At 40.4% G+C, this 23,657-nt stretch carries 27 protein-coding genes; 10 read left to right on the forward strand and 17 right to left on the reverse strand.

From position 1 onward, the window contains the following. The first annotated feature begins 2 nt into the window (after positions 1-2). The 6 genes from LEP1GSC062_RS12020 to LEP1GSC062_RS12045 all read left to right on the forward strand — a co-directional run bounded on the left by LEP1GSC062_RS12020 (position 3) and on the right by LEP1GSC062_RS12045 (position 5,836). On the forward strand, positions 3-1,163 hold the full coding sequence (locus LEP1GSC062_RS12020; RefSeq protein ID WP_010576209.1) for an oxidoreductase: 1,161 nt from the start codon (positions 3-5) through the stop codon (positions 1,161-1,163). Beyond that, positions 1,156-2,055, forward strand: a complete 900-nt coding sequence (locus tag LEP1GSC062_RS12025; protein ID WP_020984395.1) for a hypothetical protein — start codon at positions 1,156-1,158, stop codon at positions 2,053-2,055. The genes LEP1GSC062_RS12020 and LEP1GSC062_RS12025 overlap by 8 nt, the downstream gene beginning before the upstream one ends. Positions 2,056-2,140: 85 nt before the next feature. Further along, positions 2,141-2,602: a PTS sugar transporter subunit IIA gene (locus LEP1GSC062_RS12030; protein ID WP_010576206.1), complete on the forward strand. Its 462-nt coding sequence runs from the start codon at positions 2,141-2,143 to the stop codon at positions 2,600-2,602. A gap of 2 nt (positions 2,603-2,604) precedes the next feature. Beyond that, entirely contained in the window at positions 2,605-3,498 is an 894-nt protein-coding gene (locus tag LEP1GSC062_RS12035) for an ABC transporter permease subunit (RefSeq protein WP_020984366.1), read from the forward strand. Beyond that, positions 3,495-4,256, forward strand: coding sequence for an ABC transporter permease subunit (locus LEP1GSC062_RS12040; RefSeq protein WP_010576204.1), 762 nt, complete (start codon positions 3,495-3,497; stop codon positions 4,254-4,256). The genes LEP1GSC062_RS12035 and LEP1GSC062_RS12040 overlap by 4 nt, the downstream gene beginning before the upstream one ends. Beyond that, complete coding sequence (locus LEP1GSC062_RS12045; protein WP_020984382.1) at positions 4,253-5,836, forward strand: PEGA domain-containing protein; 1,584 nt, start codon at positions 4,253-4,255, stop codon at positions 5,834-5,836. The genes LEP1GSC062_RS12040 and LEP1GSC062_RS12045 overlap by 4 nt, the downstream gene beginning before the upstream one ends. Positions 5,837-5,866: 30 nt before the next feature. Here the strand turns inward: LEP1GSC062_RS12045 and LEP1GSC062_RS12050 are convergent, their stop codons facing one another. Further along, positions 5,867-7,165 (reverse strand): folylpolyglutamate synthase/dihydrofolate synthase family protein, encoded by a 1,299-nt coding sequence (locus tag LEP1GSC062_RS12050; protein ID WP_020984355.1) that lies wholly within the window; start codon positions 7,163-7,165, stop codon positions 5,867-5,869. Continuing rightward, positions 7,162-8,034, reverse strand: a complete 873-nt coding sequence (gene aroE / locus LEP1GSC062_RS12055) for a shikimate dehydrogenase (protein ID WP_020984378.1) — start codon at positions 8,032-8,034, stop codon at positions 7,162-7,164. Before aroE ends, LEP1GSC062_RS12050 begins: the two co-directional genes overlap by 4 nt. 195 nt (positions 8,035-8,229) lie before the next feature. Here aroE and LEP1GSC062_RS12060 point away from each other — a divergent pair, with 195 nt between their 5' ends. The 4 genes from LEP1GSC062_RS12060 (at position 8,230) to LEP1GSC062_RS12080 (ending at position 11,935) form a co-directional block, all read left to right on the forward strand. Next, entirely contained in the window at positions 8,230-8,622 is a 393-nt protein-coding gene (locus LEP1GSC062_RS12060; RefSeq protein WP_085988141.1) for a hypothetical protein, read from the forward strand. A gap of 715 nt (positions 8,623-9,337) precedes the next feature. Beyond that, positions 9,338-10,090, forward strand: a complete 753-nt coding sequence (locus LEP1GSC062_RS12065) for an LIC_13076 family protein (protein ID WP_020984367.1) — start codon at positions 9,338-9,340, stop codon at positions 10,088-10,090. Positions 10,091-10,102: 12 nt separating this feature from the next. Further along, a complete protein-coding gene (locus LEP1GSC062_RS12070) occupies positions 10,103-10,801 on the forward strand; it encodes an Lcl C-terminal domain-containing protein (RefSeq protein WP_020984405.1) in 699 nt (232 codons plus the stop codon). 525 nt (positions 10,802-11,326) lie between these two features. Next, positions 11,327-11,935: a TetR/AcrR family transcriptional regulator gene (locus LEP1GSC062_RS12080; RefSeq protein ID WP_039941967.1), complete on the forward strand. Its 609-nt coding sequence runs from the start codon at positions 11,327-11,329 to the stop codon at positions 11,933-11,935. 167 nt (positions 11,936-12,102) lie between these two features. On the opposite strand, the gene LEP1GSC062_RS12085 is transcribed toward LEP1GSC062_RS12080, so the two are convergent. The 15 genes from LEP1GSC062_RS12085 to LEP1GSC062_RS21825 form a co-directional block, all read right to left on the reverse strand. Next, positions 12,103-13,056, reverse strand: coding sequence for a hypothetical protein (locus LEP1GSC062_RS12085; RefSeq protein ID WP_010576195.1), 954 nt, complete (start codon positions 13,054-13,056; stop codon positions 12,103-12,105). After that, on the reverse strand, positions 13,053-13,547 hold the full coding sequence (locus LEP1GSC062_RS12090; RefSeq protein WP_010576194.1) for a hypothetical protein: 495 nt from the start codon (positions 13,545-13,547) through the stop codon (positions 13,053-13,055). The genes LEP1GSC062_RS12085 and LEP1GSC062_RS12090 overlap by 4 nt, the downstream gene beginning before the upstream one ends. Before the next feature lie 138 nt (positions 13,548-13,685). After that, positions 13,686-14,408, reverse strand: coding sequence for a DUF4376 domain-containing protein (locus tag LEP1GSC062_RS12095; protein WP_010576193.1), 723 nt, complete (start codon positions 14,406-14,408; stop codon positions 13,686-13,688). Further along, positions 14,405-15,793, reverse strand: coding sequence for a hypothetical protein (locus tag LEP1GSC062_RS12100; protein ID WP_010576192.1), 1,389 nt, complete (start codon positions 15,791-15,793; stop codon positions 14,405-14,407). The genes LEP1GSC062_RS12095 and LEP1GSC062_RS12100 overlap by 4 nt, the downstream gene beginning before the upstream one ends. 9 nt (positions 15,794-15,802) lie before the next feature. Beyond that, on the reverse strand, positions 15,803-16,501 hold the full coding sequence (locus LEP1GSC062_RS12105; RefSeq protein ID WP_010576191.1) for a hypothetical protein: 699 nt from the start codon (positions 16,499-16,501) through the stop codon (positions 15,803-15,805). Further along, the gene (locus tag LEP1GSC062_RS12110; protein WP_010576190.1) at positions 16,498-17,622 is read right to left on the reverse strand and encodes a baseplate J/gp47 family protein; all 1,125 of its coding nucleotides are present in this window, start codon (positions 17,620-17,622) and stop codon (positions 16,498-16,500) included. Before LEP1GSC062_RS12110 ends, LEP1GSC062_RS12105 begins: the two co-directional genes overlap by 4 nt. Next, positions 17,619-17,978 carry an LIC10183 family protein gene (locus LEP1GSC062_RS12115; RefSeq protein WP_010576189.1) on the reverse strand — a complete coding sequence of 120 codons (360 nt, stop codon included), beginning with the start codon at positions 17,976-17,978 and terminating at the stop codon, positions 17,619-17,621. The genes LEP1GSC062_RS12110 and LEP1GSC062_RS12115 overlap by 4 nt, the downstream gene beginning before the upstream one ends. Positions 17,979-18,087: 109 nt before the next feature. Further along, complete coding sequence (locus tag LEP1GSC062_RS12120; RefSeq protein ID WP_020984360.1) at positions 18,088-18,342, reverse strand: hypothetical protein; 255 nt, start codon at positions 18,340-18,342, stop codon at positions 18,088-18,090. Positions 18,343-18,391: 49 nt separating this feature from the next. After that, complete coding sequence (locus LEP1GSC062_RS12125; protein WP_010576187.1) at positions 18,392-19,078, reverse strand: hypothetical protein; 687 nt, start codon at positions 19,076-19,078, stop codon at positions 18,392-18,394. After that, a complete protein-coding gene (locus LEP1GSC062_RS12130) occupies positions 19,075-20,040 on the reverse strand; it encodes a hypothetical protein (protein WP_010576186.1) in 966 nt (321 codons plus the stop codon). Before LEP1GSC062_RS12130 ends, LEP1GSC062_RS12125 begins: the two co-directional genes overlap by 4 nt. Next, positions 20,031-20,432: a LysM peptidoglycan-binding domain-containing protein gene (locus LEP1GSC062_RS12135; protein ID WP_010576185.1), complete on the reverse strand. Its 402-nt coding sequence runs from the start codon at positions 20,430-20,432 to the stop codon at positions 20,031-20,033. Before LEP1GSC062_RS12135 ends, LEP1GSC062_RS12130 begins: the two co-directional genes overlap by 10 nt. Continuing rightward, positions 20,429-20,881 carry a DUF6046 domain-containing protein gene (locus LEP1GSC062_RS12140; protein ID WP_010576184.1) on the reverse strand — a complete coding sequence of 151 codons (453 nt, stop codon included), beginning with the start codon at positions 20,879-20,881 and terminating at the stop codon, positions 20,429-20,431. The genes LEP1GSC062_RS12135 and LEP1GSC062_RS12140 overlap by 4 nt, the downstream gene beginning before the upstream one ends. Further along, a complete protein-coding gene (locus LEP1GSC062_RS12145; protein WP_010576183.1) occupies positions 20,881-23,175 on the reverse strand; it encodes a phage tail tape measure protein in 2,295 nt (764 codons plus the stop codon). The genes LEP1GSC062_RS12140 and LEP1GSC062_RS12145 overlap by 1 nt, the downstream gene beginning before the upstream one ends. A 6-nt stretch (positions 23,176-23,181) precedes the next feature. Beyond that, a complete protein-coding gene (locus LEP1GSC062_RS12150) occupies positions 23,182-23,412 on the reverse strand; it encodes a hypothetical protein (protein ID WP_010576182.1) in 231 nt (76 codons plus the stop codon). Between the two features lie 50 nt (positions 23,413-23,462). Beyond that, positions 23,463-23,651, reverse strand: coding sequence for a hypothetical protein (locus LEP1GSC062_RS21825; RefSeq protein WP_078131904.1), 189 nt, complete (start codon positions 23,649-23,651; stop codon positions 23,463-23,465). Between the last annotated feature and the right edge of the window lie 6 nt (positions 23,652-23,657).

A 23,657-nucleotide genomic window follows, 5' to 3' on the forward strand; every position in this document is an offset into this window, starting at 1 on the left:
TTTTGAAGCCCTCCGCTTTTACTCTCAAACCAGGATTGGTCCACGGAAAATTTTCCCGTAAGACCGTCCTGGAAGAACCCTTTACATTGTTTCCCGAACCGGGAGCCCTTTATCTAAAAGAATTCCCCACTCGTGTGCGTGCGGGAGAACCTCTCGTTCGGCAATCCGTCGGAACACTTTTGTCTCCGGTAGACGGAATCGCAAGTCTCATCCAAGGAGAACATTCCACAAAAATTCGAATCGTTCAAGATGGGAGTTTTCAATTGTCGGGTGAGATTCAAATCGATCCTTCTTTGAAATTGAAAGAAGCCTTGGAAAGAATGGATGAGCTCGGACTTATTTCCCTCGATTTCCCTGACACCACGTTATCCTCTCTTTTTAAAACGTTTCAGTCGTCTTTAATCGTTCTTTCTCCGTATACAAAAACCCAATCCGTCGACTTCCGAAAAATTCTTTTGAAAGAATGCAGAGAACTGCATATTCAATTTTTAGAATATATTGCGGCCTGGTTTCCGGGAGCTATCATCAAGGATCATATCTTGTCTCCCGTTCCTTTTCGAAAGTACGAATACCCGACTGGTTTCCCCCAATATTTCGTAAAAAAGGCGCTTTCCGAAAAGGTATTCCAAAAAGAGAAGATTCTTTATCTAGGACCGGAAACCCTCTATCATCTTTATAGAGCCTTGTTCAAAAAGATTCCTTATATCGAAAGACATATCAGTATCTATTACGTGGAAAAAAACGGCGATCTCAGAAAAGAAGAATCTCCGATCAAGTTTAGAGACGGACAGAGTCTTAGTTTTCTTCTTCTCGAAAAAAGGAAGGAATACCCGAATTTCACTTTTAATTCCTTTTTTGACGGAGGGGAATTTCATTCCTCTTCCGAGGAATATTTTTTAGATATTTACAAACATCATTCCATTATATTCGTTTCGGATAAAATCAGGGAACAGAAAGAATTTCCTTGTATCGAATGCGGAGAATGTACTTACAACTGTCCTCTGGAATGTAATCCGGTTTCCCTTGTTACCGGTCAGGGGCGATTTTTTGCAAACGCTTGTATCGAATGTGGGATTTGTACGTTTCTATGCCCTTCCCGAATTTCACTCAGAGATCGGATCCGAAACGTAAAAAATGCAAAACCGGAGAATCGGAATGTCTGATTATCTCCTTGTCACGAAGACCGGTTTTTTTCGAAAATCGGATCCGTTTTTTCCGGATATTTTGATCGGATTGTTTTCAATTGTTGGAATCGTTTTGTTCGGAACCGCTCCATTATGGATTTGTTATGTAATAGTTCTTGCTACTTGTTTCGTTTATCAATTTGCGATCGTAAAACGTTCGGTGTATTCTCTGAAGTGGATCGTTCATACGGGGATTTTCGTTCTTCTTTTGCCGATTCATCCCGGAACGGTCGTTTGGGCCATCCTTGCCGGAATCGTCGGTATTTTTTTATATTCTCCCTTGGAAAATTTCTTGAGGATTAAGGCTCCTCTTTCTCTGATTCAACTTCTGATTTTTTTGTTATTTTATCTTTTATTTCCGGCGGTTGATGTATTCTCCGGGATTGCGGATAAGCCGAGTTTGTCTTTTAGGAACGAATTCATCTCGGATCTTTTCAGTGTTCTTTCTTTTTCGCAGGATGGTTATTCTCCTTGGAGATTTTCTGCTTTGGAAACGATGGGGGCGTATTCGATTCTTTTCCTGATTCCGGTATTTTTAAAAAAACCGAGTTCTTTTCGGGTTCCCTTGATCTTCGGAGTTGGTTTGGTTTTGGGAATCGGAAATCTTTCTTTGGAATATGCCCCCGTTCTTTTGTCCGCTTGGATTTCGTTTGCAATTCTTTTTGCCGCACCGGGAAGAAATCTATATACTGCTTGGATTTATTCCCTGATCGGAGTTTTTGTGATTGTGGTCCTTTTTTATGTTATCCAAGTTTTAGTCGGTATTTCCTTACCGCTTTTCACCTTTTCCGTTTTCTATTTTTTCATTGAAGCCAGTTTGATCCGTATATTTCTGGGAAGCAGAGTCGATAATTTCGGACAATTGGAATAACTCGAATTGTAATTAGAATGATGATTGTGTATCGTAACAAATATAAACGGAAATACCAAATTCACGGAGAGTTGGGAGTATCGGTATGAATCAACTATTAACTCTTCTTCGTCCCGAAACAGTTATTTTTAATTTGGAATCCGGAACCAAAGAGGAAGTTATCTCCAGACTTTTGCAGAAAGCGGTCGATACGCGTCAGATCGACGCCGAAAATAAGGGAGAAATTTTGGAGTCTCTTCTTGCCCGCGAAAAGTCAATGTCCACTGGGATCGGAAGCGGTGTGGCGATTCCTCACTGTTCGGTCAATCTGGTGGACGAACTCAAATGTGTGATGGGACTCAACCCAAGCGGAATCGATTTCGATTCGATCGATCACCAACCGGTTCATATCTTTATCCTTCTCATTGTCCCGAAAACCAAATTTCAAGAACACATCAAAACTCTTGCACAGATCGCAAAAGCATTAAACGTAAAAGAAGATAGGGAAAAACTCATTCGTTCCGGATCCTTCGAGGAAATCCAAAAAGCTTTTTCTCGGAACGTATAACTGTGAGGGGGGAAATCTCCAGGTTCTTTTTATTTCTTATCGCGTTGATTTTTTTTTCCACTCTTTTCGGACATCTCCGCTCCTTGAACCAAGAGTATCTTTACGCGGATTCCTCTTTTTCAAAAGAAGAAGCTTTTCTGAAACGAAAAACTTTTTCGTCTCAGATGCTCTCTTTTGTAAAAGGACTCGTAACGTTTCGATCCGGTAAGACCATTTCGGGAGAGTCCGTTTGGAAACATATCTCTTCGAGAATTCTTCCGACCTTGCACCTCGCGATTTTTTCTGTGGGCTGTGGGAGTTTTTTTGCGATTTCTCTCGCACTTCTCGTTTTTGAAAGCGAGAAGAATACTTTTAAAAATGGTTTTCTCTTTTTGAGTAATTGGATTCTTTCGACTCCGATTTTTGTCGTAGCTATCGTTCTACTTCTGATTTTTTTCGTACAATTGGAATGGCTTCCTCCAGGAGGATACGAACCTTGGAACACCATGTATGTGATCCTCCCTGGAGTTGCTTTGGGTTCCAGGGTCTGGGCGAGAATTTATCAGTTCGCTTTGAGTTTTACGGAAATCGAATTGGATTCCCCGTATGCGAAAGTTTTAAGAGCAAGGGGATATTCTAAAAGTAGAATATTATGGAATCATGTTTTATTAAAAATATTTCCTTTGCTCTTTGTTTTGATTCTTCTCGATTTTAGTTCCCTGCTTTCCGGTGCGATGATCGTGGAGGAGATATTTTTCTTTCCCGGAATCGGTAAATCCATGTATTACGCGATTCAGACGATGGATTCGGAATTACTTAGCGCGCTTCTCTTTTACAGCGGTCTTACATTTTACATCTTCAGTAGGATCTCTATTCGATTTCAGGAAAATCTTACCGGTAAGGAGAGTCTTTCTTGATTTCACTCGGCAATTTTCTGAGAGTTCTTTTTGTGTTTTCGGTTTTGGTCGGAGTTTTTTGGAAAAGTCCGCCCACAGACGTTTTTTTGGAAGACAGCTTTTGTTCCGTGGCTTGGGATCACCCTTTTGGTTGTGATCGTTTGGGAAGGGACGTTTATGGTCTTTTTTCATACGGAACCATTTCGACTTTTCTGTTTTCGCTTCCTGCCCGACTTCTTACTTTGGCGTTTAGTTCTTTGATTTGCTTGTTTCAATACTCAGTCCCGTTTACGGGAAGGTGGTTCTTTACTCCGATCTCGTCCGTGTTCGTTTCCGTTCCTTCCTTGCTTATCGCGCTTCTTACGGTTCATGCTTTGGGGCAGAGTCCTTTTGTTTTGGTCGTCGCGGTTTTGTTGGGAGATTGGGCTTTCTCCTACGAAACTCTTCAGAGTAAAATCAGGGAAACGGACGGAAGCGGATTCGTGCTTGCGTCCGTTTTTTTTGGAGCTTCGAGATCGAATGTATTTCGATCTCATATATTTCCTGCCGCTCTTCCGGTCTTAAAAGTTCTATTTACTACTGGATTACCCGGAGTTGTAATGACGTTGGCGCTTTTTAGTTACCTCGGTGTGAGCGCAGGTTCCGATTGGTTTGGTCCCGGTCTCGGAGAACAAATCTCCTTTGCCAGGGATTACGCTTATTCCGCTCCTTTGGCTTTGGCGATGCCTATTTTTGGGATCATAGGTTTGGTCGCCGTTTTGAACGTGGGAAAAAGATGATTAGAATATCCGCATTTATTTTAATATTAGCGATTTTGAGTATAGAAATTTCGGCGGAGGGAATCGACGATTATTATCGTTTTTCGGAGGGTGGGATGTCCTCAAAAATCACCTTTGAAACGGAAAGGAAACTATGTGTATTTTCCCTCAAAAATCAAAACGCGGATCCGAACCTGGATTATTTAAGCAAGGGCTACGGCGGAGTTTTATATTCCGGTTTAAAAGGACTTTTTCAAATTTTCGATCCGGAAGTGATTCCTAAAAGCATACAACACGCTTTCGGAAAACCTACGGAAAAAGTAATTTTTAAAAAGGGAGAATGGGACGGAGACATTTTGGAACAAGTGAAGAAGGCGAAAGAAACTTCTCCCGGAAAAGATCCGCGTTTTCTGTTTTTAAAAACGGAATTTCTCTCGGAGGAAACTCCGCCCGAAGACAACACTTTGTTCTTATCCGGAAAGAAATCGGGATGTTTCTATCATCTTGCGGGAACATTCGAAAAAAAAAGCGAATCTCAAATGGAATTAAAACTCGTTTTGAGATCGTCCAAAGACGGGTCTCGAAAGGAATTCAGAGCTGTAACTAGCGTTAGACGTTCTTATCAAGAATTAGACGGTTTGATCGGAGAGATTAAAAAGGAACTGATCGGGAATAGCACTGTTTCATTCTCCTTTAAATCGGGAAATATGGATGGTGTTCTCGTATTTTTGGATGGACAGTTTCTCGGTAAAACCCCTTTGCAGAGATCGGACATTCTTCCCGGAAGTCATAGGGTCAAATACTATAAGGACGGTTTTCAAAGCGAAGAAAAAAAAGTTTCGATTCGAGACGGTGGGAGTTTTGAAATCCTTCTTTCCAAGATTCCGAAAGAGGGATTGATCTCCGTCGTTTCAAATCCGGAGGGCGCAAATGTTTATCTCGGTTCCGAATTTTTAGGTAAAACTCCTTTGAGAAATGTTCGCGTCAAAACCGGATACAACCGTCTTCGACTTTCGATGGAAGGTCACGTGGACCTTTTAAAGGGCGTGGAGATTAAGAAGGACGAGGAAACGAAGTTGGATCTTATTTTAAAACCGGGAGACACTCTCAGCTATTATAAAAATAAACAAAATGTTTTTTTAGATCATTCTTATAATGATTTTTCGATTTATTCCTTGTACGGAATCCTTTTGTTTTACGCCGGTTATTATTACTTCAATTTAAAAGCGAACGACTTATACGATCGCGCTCGCAGTCGGGTCAATTTTACCAATCTTCTTTTGGCGGCCAGCGTCGCTCCGCAAGATCAGTTTATCGGATTGTACCTCTATGAGGAAAGAATCATCCGTGAAACGAACGCGGACGCGGGCAAATATCAAAAACTCTCCGGGAACTTCGGACGGCGCGAAGGTATCACCGGAGGTGTGATGGTTTACGGTATGGCTGCGATGTTGATCTTAGCCGCAACTTTTTATTGGCTCGGTTTGGACGAAGAAACTTTAGACGTAGGGGTTGCGCCGAAACGGATTCATAACCCTTATGCGATTTCGGGTCAATTCGTTGAGATCGATTCCTATGCGAAGTTTAACTTTAAATTTTAAATTCTCCGTGCCTGAAAATTTGGGATAGGTTCAATGATAAATCGAATCGGAAACAATTGGAAATAAACGAAAACTCCCGAGAATCAGGGTCGACTTTTGTATCTCGTCTAAATTCCGTAAAATGGATTTGAACTCGATACTGTCGATTGTCTCTTCGGAGCCGCAACTTTCGGGAAGAGCGAACCCGTCTTCCTTTAAAAACCGAAAGTCGAAAATATCTGATTTGTTAAGCGCATTCCGCAGAATTTTCAAAATTTCGTCTCCATCCTTGTCCTTCAGCAAACCCGTATAAACCTGAAACTTTCGCGTAGGATACAGGACGGATAAGCTGCGTAACGTTTCTCTAAAAGCATCCGGATTGTGTGCCGGATCAAAAATAAGTAGGGGAGAATTTCGTAAAACGCTTAATCTTCCCGATGGAAGGGTCATGTATTTTTCGAAAGTTTCGAAACTAAGCGCGTTTGAAGTCAAGGAGACGTTTTCAGATTTGACGAATCCCGAATCGACGGTTGGGCGCCTTGATTTTGGAAACCATTCTAAATTTAAAATATTCTGAAATACTCCGTAAGAGAAGCGTTTATTTCTGGAGAGATACGTTCCTTCGGGAGGAATTTGAGGAAATATCTTGCAAGGAATCTTATTTTGAGAACACCAGGATTTGATTTTTTCGTTTAGGTTCGATTCTTCCTGTTCGATTGCAAAAAGGGCTTTCGTATTAGCGGTGCAGATTTCTAGTTTTTCGTGCAGGATTTTTTCTTTCGTATTTCCTAATATTTCCCTGTGGTCCATACCTATGACTCCCAAAACGACTACGTCCGGATCACAGAGTTTTGTCGCATCCAGCCTTCCTCCGAGTCCCGCTTCGTAAATTTGGACTTCCGCGGATTCTTTTTCGAAAAAAAAGAAGGCGGCGCAGGTAAAGAGTTCGAAAAAAGAAAAGGATTTTAAAGCTTCTTCTGCTCCAAGGGATTTCCATTCGCTTAACAATTGATCCAATTCTTTCGTTTGAATGTCCCGGAAGTTTTGCACATTTGTGCCGATTTTAATTCTTTCCAAAGGAGAGATCAAGTGTGGCGAGGTATAAAGCCCTGTTTTGAAACCGAAAAGTCTGAAGTATTCTCCTAAAAAATGCGTGATGGAACCTTTCGCATTTGTTCCTACCACGGAAATTCTGCAGAGAGTGGATTGACTTCTTTTATTCAAGTCGAATTGATTTAAAACCTTTGCGAATGGTTCGAGAGAATATCCGGTAAAAACGTTAAAGTTTCTGGTCTTTTCTAAGTTGGAAAGTCGGTTGATAAATTTGAAAAAGTCGGAATCTGCGCTCATCGATTTGTTAATGTTTGAAATAAACGTTCTCTAGTTTTGAGGATATCATCCGCGTTAGGCGAAATACCGGTGAAAAGTTCGAACTGTTTCATCGCCTGATATAAGAGCATCTCCGATCCGGGAATGATTTTCGCTCCGACCTTTTTGGCGGCTTTAACTAGAGGGGTCTCCAAAGGATTATAAACGATATCAAAGAGAGTCATGTTCGGATTAAAAAAAAATTCCGGAAGGAACGGTCCCGGAGCCTGGCCTTTCATTCCAAGTGGAGTCGTGTGTATCACTAGGGAAATTTCTTCCTTTCGAGAAAAAAGGGAATCCTGAGTGATATATTCTGTTCTGACGTTCGAATTCTCGGAAATCAAAGAACAGATTTCTTTCGCAGTCATTTCATTTCTCGAACAAAGGAGTAAGTTTTGAATTTTGCCTGAGACGGCTAAATTGTATGCGATTCCTCTCGCGCTTCCTCCGCTTCCAAGAATAACCGTCTTGCCGACGTTTAAGGATTCCGGAGATAATTCTAAAATGGAACGATAGGCTCCTTCTCCGTCCGTATTGTACGCATGAACCGAATTTGGACCGATCAATAAAGTGTTGGATGCTTTCATGATCGTGGACGTGTCGTCCGCTTTGTCGGCGAGAGCAAAGGCTTTTTCCTTGTGAGGGATTGTCACTGAAAGACCGAGTATTCCCGAGTTTCGGAATTCCTGAATTGTTTTTGAATTCAATTCAGAGGTTTCAAAAACGAGATAAGAGGCGTCAATTCCTCTATCTTTATAAATTGAATTGTGGATCAGAGGAGAAAGAGAATGTGAAAGTGGAAAACCGACTATGCCGAAAGTTTTAGCGGTTTGATTTGTTTTGTTCTTCAAATTTGGTTTTCTCATTGCTTGGAATTACAAACATGTTTCGGGATTTCGTTTTCTTGATTCGTTTCTTGTTAAATAAATGAAATGGACTCAAGACTTTTGACTTTTTTGCTCTAAAAGAAGCAAGTTTTAGAACAGGTAGTAAAATGAGTCGACTAAAAAGACAATTTCCTAGAATGCTGTATTGGAATGAGCCTACTGAATTTACCTGATTCTTTTTTACATGGACAGAGCGGACAACTCTTTTTGATGCCGCTTGCTTCTTTTTCAGGTTCGCCATGGTGGACGACCATTCTTGACGTTTTATTTGTAGTCGGGATTTCCGGCGGACTTTCCTGGTATTATTACTATTACAAGCGTAAGGATCTTCTCGGAGGATTTTGGGGAGCTCTTATTGTTGCACTTCTCGGATCTCTTATTATCCTTTCCTTGCTTCAGGATTTCATCCGTTCGGTGGTTCTTTGGTTGGTTTCGCCTAAGTTTGGGATCTACCAAATCTCAAATGTAAACTTACTCGCGGTTTTGTTGGGCGGTCTTCTCGCTCTTTACATCATGAACCGCATCAATCACAACAAAGAAAGAAGAGATTAATCCTTAAACAGGAATTGATTGTGTGTCGATATCGATCGCTCGAAATTTTAGGTTTTGATCGAGACTTACATATGTACGATCTATAAAAAACGAATTCAACGTTCGAGTATTTCTCGTATTACAAAACTTACATCTGCGAATGTACTGTGCTTGTTTGTGAGTTTATAAAGAGATCTTATCGATTTTTCAAGCTACAGTGTCGTATGGAAATTTTCTAATTCCGATAGCATTGATCCTTGGTTCTATTTGTACGCTGTGGAAAAACAATACCTCGGCGCCGACATTTGCGACGATCGGAGTTCCGGTTTTTATACATGTAAATGAAACAAGCGAGTTCATAAAAATCATCGGGATTAAATTTTATAGTATTTTAATATACTGATGATTTGCTTGACTGGGTCTTTCGAAGGTTCTTTGCGAAATTTAAGTTACTATAATATTTATACAACGGGTCTTCGTATTTGGAAGGCTTTTGAATTGTTGCGTTGACTCGCTCGTTTTGAAATTCGAACTTTGAGAAATAACGTCTAAACCGAGAAAATATCCGGACAATATCATACTTTTTGATTTTAAAGAGATTCCTTCCGGAGATGTTTTATAACTCTAACTCGATAAATTATCTCGGAATCGCGATAGAAAAAAACTGGTCTTTAAAATAGTTTCTAAAAATATGCGAACAGCGCATAATTTTATGAATCTAGGAGTTCGTCTTAAAGTGAAGAATCTATACGTACTTTTGTATTCCTTCTTGGTTCATTCTCGGTTTGGACTCTTTGTCCCGATATTATTTTTTTTATATTCTTGTACAAGTTTAGAATTGAATTCCGTAAGAGGAGGGGATTCGTCGAAACCGATCCTAAACTCCCAAAAGAATTCTGATATTTCGGATCATTCTTCTTCAAATTGTACATCGAATGGTAAAAGGTATCAATGGTATGTTCTTTTTGGTTCGGTTCCGATCAATAAAGTGAATTATTCGGAGATCCTACCCGATCAAAATCGCACTTATCGAGTGATTCTTAAAACAACTTGGTTGGACGGAATACTCAGCACGTTCTTGGGAATTGCCGCTTCTGTTACGCGTAAAACGATTGATGTCGAAAGTTGTGGTTCTAAAGAAACTACTCTTGCAAAACCTCCTGTTACGAACGATTCGGAGAAATCCGAAAAAGAAGTTTCCAAAGTTGATATGACAGGAATCAAGGAAGAGTTTATTAAACGAAATGAAAAACAATGGAAAGAGGAATTCCAAGAGAAGATTCATTCTTCTTTCAAAGAGGAACTGGAAAGTTCCTGGAACAAAGAAGTGAAATATTCGAAAAGTCTTTCCGTCCTGTTTTTGAAGTCGGGTGAAATCGTGAAAGGAACTGTGACCCGAATCGATGAAAATGGAGTTAAATTGTTTTATAAGGGCAAAGAAAGAAGTTTCCAACGTTCGGATATTCAAAGAGTTCGATTTCAAGATTAAGGCGATAAAATTATGGCGAATTTTCGAATGCTTTCTTTTAGGATCTTTCTTTCTTTTTTTCTACTTTTAAACTCCGCTTGTTACTTGAATCCTTATTTCAGGGATTTTGTCTCGCCTGAACAGGAAAAAGATTCTTTAGTCTCTCTGTTACTTATTTTGATTTCGGGAACCCAAGTCCCTCCGGTGATTCAGGGGGAAACTATTTTTTTCCCTTCGACCGGTCTTACTTGGATGCGATGTTCCCGTGGTCAAACCTACGATGTTGCTACGGATTCTTGTACCGGATTTTTAGTTTCTCCTCAATATTGTTCTACTTTGGACAATCAATGTAATGGAACTCTGGGAGGGATTTTGACTTCGGGACCTGCTTTCAATTCTTGTTCTACTTTTAATGTTTCCGGTAAGACGATGACGTGGAGAGTTCCCACACATGCGGAATTAAAGGGGATCGTTTATTGTTCTAACGGAACCGATCTGACGAATTCTCAGGATAAAACCTGCACAAAGACGGGAACTAGTTTTGAAACTCCCACGATCCGAAAAGATTGGTTTCCGGGAAATCCGACCGGAAGTCTGGTGGAATTTTGGACTAGCACAAGTGATCCTTTAAATTCAACCACCGCTTGGAAGGTTAATTTTACTACCGGATCTACAAATACGACTACAGCAAAAAATGTTTCGGGTTATCTTCGCTGTGTGAGTTCCCGTTAAAGTTCGTAGTTTAACCATAAAATTTTAAAGTCATAAAGTTCTTACTAGGCGAAGAACAAATTGATAAAAAAATTATTTCCAACCGGGAAACAACGGATGTTTTATATGTTTTTGTTCGGTTTGAAATTGTACAGAATAGAAGAAGTTGCAAAGATCGGTCGAGGGAATTTCCGTTTTTTCTGGATATTAAAATCGAAACAAATAGAAAGTTTCATCATTCTGATTATGCTCGTGTCGCCTTTCGTACTTTAAGTTTTTTGATCGTTTCAAAATCCGAGGTTTATCGATAAGAAATGAATATGTGAGTTCTGATCGTAGATAAATTGATTTTTCCGGAGACACTTTACTTTGGTAATGAGTTTTCTTATGTCGAAAAATTAAAACGAATCGTGGGAAAAAGTTCTCGGAATGAGAACGAGCGAAAAAGAAATTTTATTTTTTTTATAAGGCTTATCTGAGTGGATTGAGTTTGAATTCTTGTCGAATTTAAAAAAAGAGTTTCATAAATGGCGCAAATCCGCAAAAATGAAAGCGATGGAGCAAGATGAAGTAAAACATCGGATTATGGATAAGGCACTTGAGCTTTTTCTAAAATACGGTTATGCAAAAACCAAAATGGAAGAAATCGCAAGGGTTTTGAAAATCTCCCGTAAAACTTTGTATAAACATTTCGAAAATAAAAATCACCTTCTTTTCGAAATTCTTTCTCACAAGCATAACTTGATGAATACGAAACTCGAACAGATCAGCGAGGATGATTCTTTGCCAGTGCATGAAAAAATCCAAGCGATCAGCGAATTCAAGTTCAGCCAGTTTCCTACGGGAGCAAACGAACTCATTATGGAAATTAGGGATCAGGCTCCCGATCATTATGCTTATATCAGGGAAGTAAAAATGGAGTCTGTTTCTAAAACCGTTCAGGCGTTGGTGGAACAAGGAATCGAAAAGGGAGAGATTCGTAAAGATTTGGATCCGACGATTTTTGCCGCACTTCTTAATTCTGCGATCGAAATGACGGCGACTCCGGAACTTCTTTTAAATTCTTCGTATTCGATGATGCAATTGCAGGGAGAAATTCATGAAATACTTTTTTACGGAATCATGAATAGTTCCGAGCCTGTCGAGCAATCCTAGAAAAAGCACGAGGTATTATATTTCTTTCGATGGAACTTGAACTTGATCGAAATTCAAAGTCGCGACCGTTTTTAGAGTGAAAGCTTCTTCAAAAAATTCTGTCCGCGAGCGTTACCCGGGATCGGAATGAGCGCTAAAAACGTTACTGAATGTAAGAAAATGGAGGATTATTTCGAGATCCTATCAACGTGATATCTGTTTTTATTACCTTCCTTTTCGAAATGAATAGTTGCTTTTTTTCGAAATAGTGAAAGAATTTTTTCTTCAAATGTATTTGAGTCATAATGGATTTTTATTAACGATCCAGTTTCGTCATCCGAATCTTGTTCTTCGTATAAGATAAAACTCTTTGAGACATTGTTAATTTCTCGAACGAAGCCTTTAGCTATTCGATTTTCCCAGTCTACCCGAATATCCTTCTTTTGGCTAGTAGGTACAATGAAATTGATCGCTTCTCTCATTTCGGAGTGAACTTCGATTGGTTCTGATTCATTAAACTCAGGGAGGATACGAATAATTGTCTCCGATCCTGGTACAGGCGTTAAACCTTTAAAAGCGCGAACCGCGCCATCTCTTTTTTTCTCATCGCCCTGAAAAACCTTGTTCAAGGTCCTTACTAATTTTTCCTTTGGTTCGTTGAGAGACTCATACAAAACTTTGAATTGTTTACTGATTCCTTCTCGATCAAATTTTTCATTTGAATAGGCTTCCTTTGAATAGTCAAAACAAAGAATTGTACTTCCTCTCAAAACATTTACGAGATTAAGTTTAGCTTTCTTATCGAATACTTTCAATGTTCGTTGAAGAGAAGATAATATTGTACTCGCGTTTCCGACAGGAAGAAATATTTCATCCAATGAGCCTTTTACAGAAACAGAGTATGAATACTGCATAGAGCGAATCTGATTAAACTCTAAAGCATTTTCAATGTCTTTCATTAAAGAATATAGCCTCTCAATTGAATACGAAGTATCAGCATAATATAATATATCGTCTTTGATTTTCTCCCGAGTTTCCGCAAGAAATTTCAATTTTGTAGCAATTTCATCTACATATGAATCAAAATTTTTTAAAACAAAACTTCTATCTCTAACTGGATCCTCATATGCATTTGAATTCATTGTAGTACCTCATTAAAAGATAAGCAAACTAAACCTACTTTTTCAAACCGATTGGTTAAGCTATGATCCTTGCGAAGGTCGGTCACACTTGGCTGGTTAAGAAGCGATTCCTCATTATTTGGATCACTTAAAGTAATCCGACCGATTGGCTCCAGCCATTCTTTATATTTCTTTGCTTGGTCTCCATTTTTTGTTAAATGGTTAGTAATTGCTCTATGATCAATGTTAACACCAGTTCCAAAACAGGCGAGGATCTTTAGTTTTCCAGTTATAGAACTATGATTTCTCAAATAAGATCCGCCTAAAACAATATATTTAGGAATTACGCCATTTGATCTCAAATCTTTACAGTAAATCTTTAAAATCTCCAAAGTTTTATTTTTATTTGCCATTGCATTATAACACTTTTTAAAATCCTCAAAGGTAGGGAAAATGAGAGGGGGTGGATTTTTCAGATATCCTGTATGCTCATCAAAATCATTTAATTCCATAAATCTTCTTTCTTCTTTTTATCGTCATATATTATTTATAAAAATAGAAAAAAGACATTCAATTCTTTAATTTAACATTTGATTGTGTATGTAATTTTATTATGTCGCTTTTAATTCGTATGAAAATGTTTTTCCCCTTTAATCCCAGCCCAAAGTTATATTAACTTTATCTAATTCATCAACTGTTTCTATAGACTGAAGTGAAACTTTTAAATTTGCAGCTTTTTGCAAAAGTAATGTCTTACGAATTGCTCCGTCATTTAAGACTTGTTTAATCTGGTTCGCCGTATGATTACGATATTCCTTAACCCCATTTTGATCCGTGCATTTATAACTAACGGATGAATTGAGAGAAACCAAACCGACTAAGTTAAGTTGATCGTCTCGGTCCGAAGTATAAAAATAAGGTGCGCCTAATGCAGAGGAAGTAAAACCAGCAATAATTTTAGATTCACATATAGAATTTACAAGTTTAATCAAAGAATCTTTCTTTTGAATGAGATCAACAATCCAACCATCCGTTTTTGTATAAATTTGGAATGGCAACAAAGAACCATCTTCGTTCTTTAGAGGTTCTATATCTGTTTCCGTTTCCGGATTAATTTGTTCTTCCCAACTTTGTAAAATTCTTTCTTCTTTTGAGATTTTGTTATAAACCTTTCTCGGTTCGAAAACTTGCGCGATTCCATTTTTGATTTCTGCGAGAAACGATTCTCCAACCTTTGGGTTATAATGAAGCGAATATACAATTTCGTGCTTGTTGGGATTAAAATTTGCCCATGCGTCAACGCCTGCCATTTGGTTTGAATCTGCGTTAATCCAAATGACTTGTTTATTTGATTTTTCTAATATATAATTCATGCTACCCTCACTTTGTATTTTACTGCGATGTATGCCGGTGTTGTTTCTTTTCCGTAACGAACTTGGTTAGCCCCATCATTTATGGGCTCTAAAATTGCCAGGTTCACATTGCCAGCTGCCGTTCCGCCTGCATTGAGCCAGTTTGATCCGGAACCCCCAATCATGCCGTAAACGTTATTATAGGAATAGTTATGCCGGTGCCCTTGGAACATGTCGTCTCCTCCAAAACCGATAGATCCCCCATCATAATTGTTATTAGCGCCATTTTTCCTGCTCCCATGCACCCCGGCTCCTCTGGCAAAAATACCACGACGATCCGGAACGTTAAACGTTGTTGATCCGTCCCCGAATCCATATTCAATATTTACAATCATCTCCCCGGTTTGGGAAGACGTTAAATCTAAAATAGAACCTGTTGGTGTTGTAGATATTTGGAAATCATTTGTTGTCGGGTTACGAACATAATAGCTTGTTAACGCTGCTATTCCACCTCCCGTAAAAGCAAATTTCACCAACTGACCTTCCGTGCAACCGTGTGCGGTTGCATTGATTCGATCCGTTGCCGGAGTGATTCCTGTCACGTTACGGCGAACTAAATTCCAGAGTGCGGAAAACGTGGTTCTTGAAATGGATTGGGCGTTTGCGTCTTTGAATAAGGAAGGAGAAGCAATGTTCAAATTGTCTTCTATGATACTTCCCAAAGGAATGAGTAGATTTGTTAAGCCTAATATATCACTCTGCCTCGTTGTTTCTTCTGTACTGATCCAGCTTTCAATTGCATTGAGTGCGCTTGTTATACTCGAACGCATCGAGCCGCTGAAACGACCGACTAACGCAGTCAAGGAGCCTACCTTACTATCCGTGTCCAACTTCACATTCGTAATCGAGTTGTCGCGTATATTGCCTGACTTGATACGACACAAAGACCGAAGATCATTCAAAATAGAAATTGCGCCGTTTAAACTACGAATTTTAAAAAGAACTACGTCTTCGGAATCAGTAGCTTCTTTAAATAGGATTTCGAAAGAATTTTGCCGGTACGTATTTGCGTATCCGGTAGAATCGAGATAAGGGGAAATATCGGTTTGAAACTTGTGACGCAAAACTACAAACGAATCTAAGTTTTGTCGCGTAACAACTAAACCGCTTTGCGCGGCTACGTGGATCCGTCTACCTTTGGAATCAAACGCGACAATCTCCGTAAGGTTGATTGTATTGGGAAGAGATCCGGGCGTAAGATCACCACCGGACAAAACTTCACCTGTGACGAGATCGGAAAATCGCTCTATGATTTCGTCTTCCATACGGTTGTGTTCGGTTTCAAAATCACCTTGAAAAACCGGCTTACCATTTGCCGGAAAATTCAAACCTCTTAAATTACTCATAATAAACTCCTAATATACTAACCAATCAATTTCGGCGCCTAACAACGTTTCAGACAAACGAGCTCCTTTCCAAGACTGTCCGTCTTCCGGAGTCGGAGAAGGACCGGAGGGATTTAGCTCCTCCCAGATTTCCCAAACGTTTCCGCCGATATTCACCGCATCTAAAATACGAATTAGATTTTGACGGGATTTTTTACTGATCGAAGCGATATAGATTCGGAAAGCATAAAAACAGTAATCACGAGATCCGAGGATGGTTCCGATCGGATCTCCCATTCTATATTTGAAATCAAAAACTTGTTCGACTGAAATCTGATCCGTAGAAAGTCCCGTGATCCTTGCGATTAGATTTTTCTTGGTAAAAAGAGTCGGCGGAAGACGGCGATACTCGGCTAAAAATAAAATTCTAAGATAATACGAACTATCCGATTCACCTGGCTCGCGAGACAAACCATAACGAGCTCCCCACCAATCGAGACCCTTACCGTCGGCGGAATCTACCCAGATTTGTCTGTACAACCAGTTGGATCGTTTGAGTCGTTCCTGAATCACAATTAAAAATGCAAATAGAACTCGATACCAAAGACTATTGGAAAGGCCACCGGTTCCGTTTTCGTTCATAGAAACCGGTGAACTTGTAGTTTGACGAATGGAGCGTCTTAAATTTGCCCAAACCAGGGAATTGAAATCGAAACGAAAACGACTCATGAATACACCGTTGCCGTAATGTCGAAACCAGAACCTTTAACCGCAAGGCTACCGGCGGGAACGGAAATGTTGTCTCCGTTGTCGACGTCACACTGAACTGCGTCCGGCAAATTTAAAAGGTTGGAACGAAGCGAGTTGGTAACAAAATCGTCCCCGTCCTTGAGAGAAAAGAAAAACGTATCTACGATATTTTCGAGCGTGATCGAATCCGGAATCGATTCGGCAGAAGCGAAGTATATAATAAAAACCTTATTAATTTCGATCGCGTTGATATTTTCGCAGACAACTTTTGCGACCCCGCCGGGATTTTTGCCTTCGCTATCAAAATGCGTTTCTACGATTTGCAACTGCGCGGATGAGATTGCTCCACTGGCTCCTTTGAGTAGAAGTTTTACAACTCCCGGAATTCCAATTGCCTTACTGCTTTTAAATATGGCTCTCTCTACAAAAGAAAAACCTAATGCTTCGCTTACGTACCACTCCGGAGTCCAAAGGGAAGAAGATTTGATTTCAGCCTCTTGCAAACGAGATCTTACACTTGCAATTGTTTCTCGGTCTCGCGCTACAAACTCAGGGATCGTATTTGGGTTATACACAACGTCACAGTCTTCGATATAGTCGATAATTTCAGAAATTGCGTTTTGGGCAACGTTGCCTTTCGTGCCGGGAAGAAGAGCTTCACAAATCACTTCCACCGTATGAAACCCTCTTGAATCTACGGGCGCTGTAGGAGGAATTTTTGATTCTTGCGTAATTTGAAACTGAATCTTATGATCCGCGGTACCTACGATTTTTCCGACGGGAATCAGAACTTCGTAAGGAACGGCTGTTTTAGAACCGATTCGGATTCGGTGTTTTGCATTAGTCGCTTCTTTCCATTCCAGACCGTAGCGTTTTAACCATTCGTGTAAGTCTTCTTCTTCCGCCGTGTGATAGTGGATCGCTTTTTGGAGGGCTACCAAATTTTGATCGATGAATAGATAGATTGCGTTTGCAAGAGACCTTAGAATCGTACTCGCTTTGGAGTCCCGAGTAAAATCATGGCTTTCGAAAACCTTAGAATTAGAAACGTTACGCTCGATCTCTCTCTGTACGTTTGATTTTGTAGTGTATAATATCATGAGTTCCCCCCAAGATTGAGAGAAAGCTCTTCTCCGGTTTTTAATCGGAAGTAAATGGAAAGTCCTTCTTTGAGTAGGGAAATCTTAATTGTGTCAGAATCGATTTGAGAAAATTGAGATAGAATTCTAAAAGCGTCATTCATCCTTTCTTGAGGACCGCTATCGTCGTCTTCGTAAAGATGCTTTCTTTGACGGCTGTAGATTTCTGGAAAGTCAATGTCGTCCGCAGGAGTCATGTCGAACGCTTCGATTACCATTGAACGCACGACTTCTATTTCCGATTCCGTCTCTGCAAAATCAAAAGTTTTTGAATCGAGTAGTAAGTCGGATGTAAGTGCGTCGGTTAAAAAATCCACAAAATAGAGGTTATCTGTGGGACAGAAGACCGCAAGCGATTCGAGTAATTGGTCGGAATGAATGTCCGCTATGTCGTCTATTTTTTTGTGCGAGATAGCCGACCGAAGTTCATTCTTCGACTTCTTTTTTAAGTTCTTCGATCGTATCCTGTAGATAATTTGTTACCCTTTTGAACGCCTCATCCGTTGCTATTTCTCTAAACCCTCGATACTTAACCCTTGCTGGATAAACAGAAATGACCTTTTGATCACTGCATTCGAAGACAAGAGCCCAGCCAAAAATGTGCAAGAAATGATTTACAAATAATAGTAGCCCGGTTGATCGAAACTCATCCCAATTTTTTTTTGTTACCATATCGTTCATTTTTATTCTCTTTTTGTTTCAAAATTCAAATTTGAGATAGCAAACAAAGTTACGTCTTTCCATATTTAAGATTCGAAACTTTTAAATCGACTGGAACCGAAGGGATGGGTTTCGAAGAAATAGCTCCGGCAAGTCCAGCTTTGTAAGATGCGCCTCCATCCATTGGAGTTGTAGGTGACGCTTGAATCGCGGTGTAGAGGGCTTGTAATGATGTGACGATTTCGTTCATCCAAGTTTCTAAAGCGTTTGTATCGACTCCGGAAATGGTTGCGTCCCCGACTTCGACTTTCCCTTTGAAGTTGATTTTGTTTTGAATGGAGTCTAACGCGACTTCTAAAGTGGGACCGTTTTTTAAAGTCAGCTTTCCTTCCGTAAGCTTTGCAATGACGGAAAGAAATTGAGAATGATCGATTTTAAAACCTTGTTCGTCTACTTCAATCTCACAAAGTTCGGCGATCTTTGTTTTGATTTTTGCGGTCTTGGTAAAACCGATCGCTATTGCTCTACTTGCGTTGTTGTCTCCGAAGAGAATAATACAACGACTTCCCGGAGCGGGTTTGATCGGCCAAAACCAGCGTATATTTTCTTTATTGGCGCCGTTGACTGTCGCAATCAAAAGGCCCGGTTTGCCGGAATCGTCCGGTTCTTCCTGAACACGAACGACCGTTGCCATCGTTGCCCAGTTGATTGTAAACTCACTAAAAAAGAGAGTAACTATATCTTGGGCAACGCTCATACAGCATCCTTGAATTTCACAACCGCCGGATGGATGATTTGTCTAAACGTTGCATTTTTAGCGGACCAAGTTTTAATCACTTTATCTACAAAAATGTCTTTCGATCTAAGTTTATCATCAGGATCAACAAACGTTATGATTTCTGAATGTTGTACCGACGGAACTCCGAAGGTCTCAAATTCTCCGACAAGACCAGTCCCCGCAATCTCGTGATAAATTTCCTCCGCTCTTTTTTTAAGTTCGGACAAGGAGATTCCGTCCAAGTCAAAAACCAACTCTTCACCGCCGTTTTCCGTGTACGTAGCCTCTTGCATTCTTCCGGTATCTATATTATAACTTCTTAATTTGACTTGGATCGGCCTACTTTCCCGCGTGGAGAGATTGTCTTTGATTACGTTGTGACCCAATTGAAAGACTTTCTTTTTAGCGGGAGGTGAGATTTTCGTTGGATTCTGAACTACCAAAAAACTATTCCGAAAAAAAGCGTCGATTCCATATTTTTTTAGTCGATGAAGTACGAAAGCGGCGCGTTTTCCTGCGGTTAAAATATCATAACTTAATCGTATTGAAGCAATGGTTGGGTCAATTTTAGGAATTACATCCTCGGCGGAAATACAACGATTAACGATTGAAGGTATTGTCATCTTATCAATATTAAAATTTACAGTTTTGAGTTGAAGATCATGCATATTGTCTCTACAAACAATTTCCAAAGGCATCTTTGGAGATATGCTCACAATTTTTCCTTCAAATTCAAGGGATTCTTTGTATCCTTCATACCAGGCCCACCAACGCACTAAATCACCTTTTTTGAATGCTTTGCTGTCATATCCTTTCATCTTAGGAAGCTTGATTGTCAGCTGAGAGTGTGGTTCCTTTCTTCCGGAAACAAGTTCGGCTTCCGAGATTTTGTGAAGAATTTTACCACCGATGAGTAAACGTTGTCTCATAATCAATGCCATGTTTTGATTCTCTCCTTAGAAGTTTGAAACGTTCTTCGATCTACGAGCGCTGGGATTGTAATCCTACTACCGATCAAATACCGAAGGATTTTTCGCCCGTTTTGATTTCGGATCCGTTCACTAAAATGTTCTGTAGAATAGTAGAATAAACTTAAGGACTCATAGCAGTCGTCTTCGAGCACAGTATGATCCAAGTCAGAAGTAGGAAGATCCATCCGAATTTTTAAAGCGATTCCTTCTTTTAATTTTTCAGGCCAATCAAAACCGATTTTTTGGATCAAGTGCGAATTCGAATCTTTCAGTAGCGGCCACAATGTCCAATCTCCCCAGTATAGGGCCGAGATTCTTTGGAGAGTATCGTTCTCTTTCACGTAATGGACGCGCTCGTTCATTCTGGAGGAGTCTCCAAATCAAAAGATGGATCATCACTGATTGCTTCGATTCGTACGGGAAGTTCAAAACCGCGATCTTCGTCCGGGAATTCAATTCGTGTTAAAGCGATCCAAATAATTCCGAGTGCGTTTACTTTAGGGTGTATAATGGAAACGCATTCTGTTTCTTTCCATTTTGAAAGAATATCGCGCAACTCAGAAAGAGCGCCTAACTGCATTCCGGTATTACTAACGAATTCAAATTCAATCGTAAGCTGCCAATCATGAAAACCTACAACTTCTTTAATTGTTCCTTCTCGACCGGGAACGGTTGTCTTGGAATAGTTTTTTTCCTGAGAGATCGTAACCTTTGTTCCCCGAGGGCAACTATAACCGCCGATTTTTACAGGATCTAAGTCACTCCCTGTAACCGCTAAAAAAGAACCGCCTGGAGCTGGGTCTAAAAACATTATTGAGTTCCTCCAAATTGAAGTGCGTATGGGGTCATAGGATTTCCTTGATTTGCTAATTTTTTGATTTCGTTTGTAAATGTATTTCCAACCCAATCTCCAGCGTCTTTGTATCCGGAAGAATTGTTCTGAAATGTCACTTTGTCGACGAGACTTTTGATCGTGATTTGAATCGCTTGTTTACCGGCTCCACCCGGATACCCTTGTAATGGACTATTCAGTAAAGAAGGATCTAATTTAGGAATTTCTAATGCTTTGGAGTATTGGGCTTGATTGCTTAAATCAAGCTTTGCTCCTCCCGTTTGGGTCAACATCTTGTCAACGCTTCCCATTCCCTCTAAAACGGATTTTGTCGTGGAAGTTGCTGCCGGTTTGACATCGACGGTCTTTAAAGCTTCTTGTGTCACTCCGATCGCTACTTGATCACCTCCCATACCAAAGAAACTTTTTACGGCAACCACAGCTTTGTCGATCCATCCCGTAATTGCGGCCCAATTGTCTTTGATCTTTACTAAAGCCGCAATGGTCCAGCCGATCGGACCGGTTAAAAGTAAAAGGGCCGATATTAGATTTTTGTGTTGGTTCCAGGCGTTTGAAACGACACTCGTCCATTCATTCCAATAGTAAACTGCAGCGACAACTGTACCTACCGCGAGCATAATTCCCGCAACGACCCAAGCGATCGGGTTAGCCCAAAGAGAAGCATTCAAAAGATTCGAAGCCCACGTAAGCCCGGTAGTCACTCCAGTTTGGATTGTCTGCCAAGCGGCTAAGGCTTTGGTTTTACTCGTCATGATACCATATAGAAACGTCAGGGCTTTCCAAGAGTAAATCGCAGTTCCTACGATACCGATTAACGCGTATTCTGCGACAGCTAACGCAATGGTCGCGGTTCTATTTGCAACTTTTGCCGCCCAGTTCTTTATAGTTGCTATGGTATCAAAAATTTTTGCAGCCGCCGCGGAACTCGTCACAGCGGTATACATTCCTACAATTCCAACGAGCGTAGTGAATGCGCCTCCTAAAAATAACGCAACGGATCCGCCGATTACGAGATAGGAAATAAATTTCCTGAGCCCGGGACTTTGGTCTAAAAATTTAGTCAACCCGGACAGCATATCCCCAAAACCTTTTACGATGGAAAGAATCGGACCGGAGGAAATATCTTGACCGAGACTTGTTTTTAAACTCTTCCAAACTTCCGATGTTCGATCCAATTGAGACGACAGGTTATCCTGGTTGATTCCCGCCATTTTGTTTAAGGCTTCCGCAGTGCCGCTTAAGTTTGCATTTTGGATTTCTCCAATTGAAGTTTTTAACTCTCCCATTTTGGGAAGGAGATTTTCAAGCGCGGCCACAGCTTCTTCCGAACCGAGCGCTTTTTTGATTTCGTTTCTTGCATCAAGCTTCAGAACCTTATTCCCTGTAGCCTGATTGACTACAAAGGAATTCTGATATTTTTGATTCATCTCTTCCAAAAGTTCGGGCATGGATTTGATTTGACCTTGTGCGTTTTTTGCGCTGAGTCCGAGTTTTTGAAATCCTTCTCCCACCGAACTTAAAAAAGCGCGGTAAGAGGTTCCGGCGACTCCCGGAAGCATCGTGTTTTGAAGCATTCCCAAAACTGCCATCTGCTCTTCGAGTTTTACACCCATTCCCGCCGCAGTTGCACCCAGCCCTTGCATTGCCGCTTGCATCTTAGCGCCGTCCGTTTTGAACTTTTGAACAGATAATGAAAGTGTATTCGCAAAACGTAATGCAAATGCGGCGTCCGATTCGTTGTACATCTTTTTAAACTGTGAGTGTGTCGTACCAAAAAGGTCCGCAAGTCCTGCAAAATCTCCTTTGGTTGCGATTGCGGCCTTACCCAATGCGCCCGCGACACTTGAAAGTTCGGCGGGGTTTAAAGTGGATACGGCGGACTTGATATCATAGATTCCGGACAAGAAGGTTTCTTGAGCGATTCCCATGTCTCCGGTCATTGCGCGCACTTCCGAAGAGATTTTCGTAACCTCGTCTTTGGTAACACCTAGCGATTCAATGTTCTTTTCGAGTTTACCGGCTTCGAGACCCGCTTCTATAAGAGATTTGGACATGTAGAGTCCGGCAGATCCGAGCTCCAACATTTTCTGTCCCGCTTGAACCATTCCCATCGAACGGTCAAAAAGTCTTGCGGACGCGGATGTATCATCCATACTCTTTCGAACATTTTTCCAACGCGTCTCGATTTCACCGAGACGACTGGATACGTAATCCTTGAGACTTAAAACAACACCGAGTTCGAATGTATCCATTTGTACCTACTTGTAAAGGTAAAGCAAATAGACCGTGGACATATAAAGGTTTGTTACAAGAGGTAAGTATTTTAGGAATTTATTTTTATTAAACGGAATGACAATTAACGCAGGAATGATTCCCAGAAAAGGAAAGAAAGACCAAAGATGTAAGAAAAAATAGATCACTCCGGCAAACGGAATCAAATCGCTCGCTGTTGGATTTTTTGGATCAAAACCTTTCCAATCTTTCGCCATCTTTATCTATTCCTATATCCTAAATTACAAATCCTTTGTAAACAAGATTATCACTTACCGAATGCTTTTGCGATTCCTTTAGCAACTCCGACTGCGATGATCTCGATAATCCTTTCTTGTGTCCACTGAACGTCTTTACTTCTTCTTGCAATTTCTTCCGCGTCAAACGGATCCGGAATCGGAGTCTCGGGAGATAAGAGACGAATTAAATTTTCAAACGCCCCAAATCCCGAACGAATTTCCGC

It is taken from the genome of Leptospira alexanderi serovar Manhao 3 str. L 60, from assembly GCF_000243815.2.
In the GTDB taxonomy this organism is placed as follows: domain Bacteria; phylum Spirochaetota; class Leptospiria; order Leptospirales; family Leptospiraceae; genus Leptospira; species Leptospira alexanderi.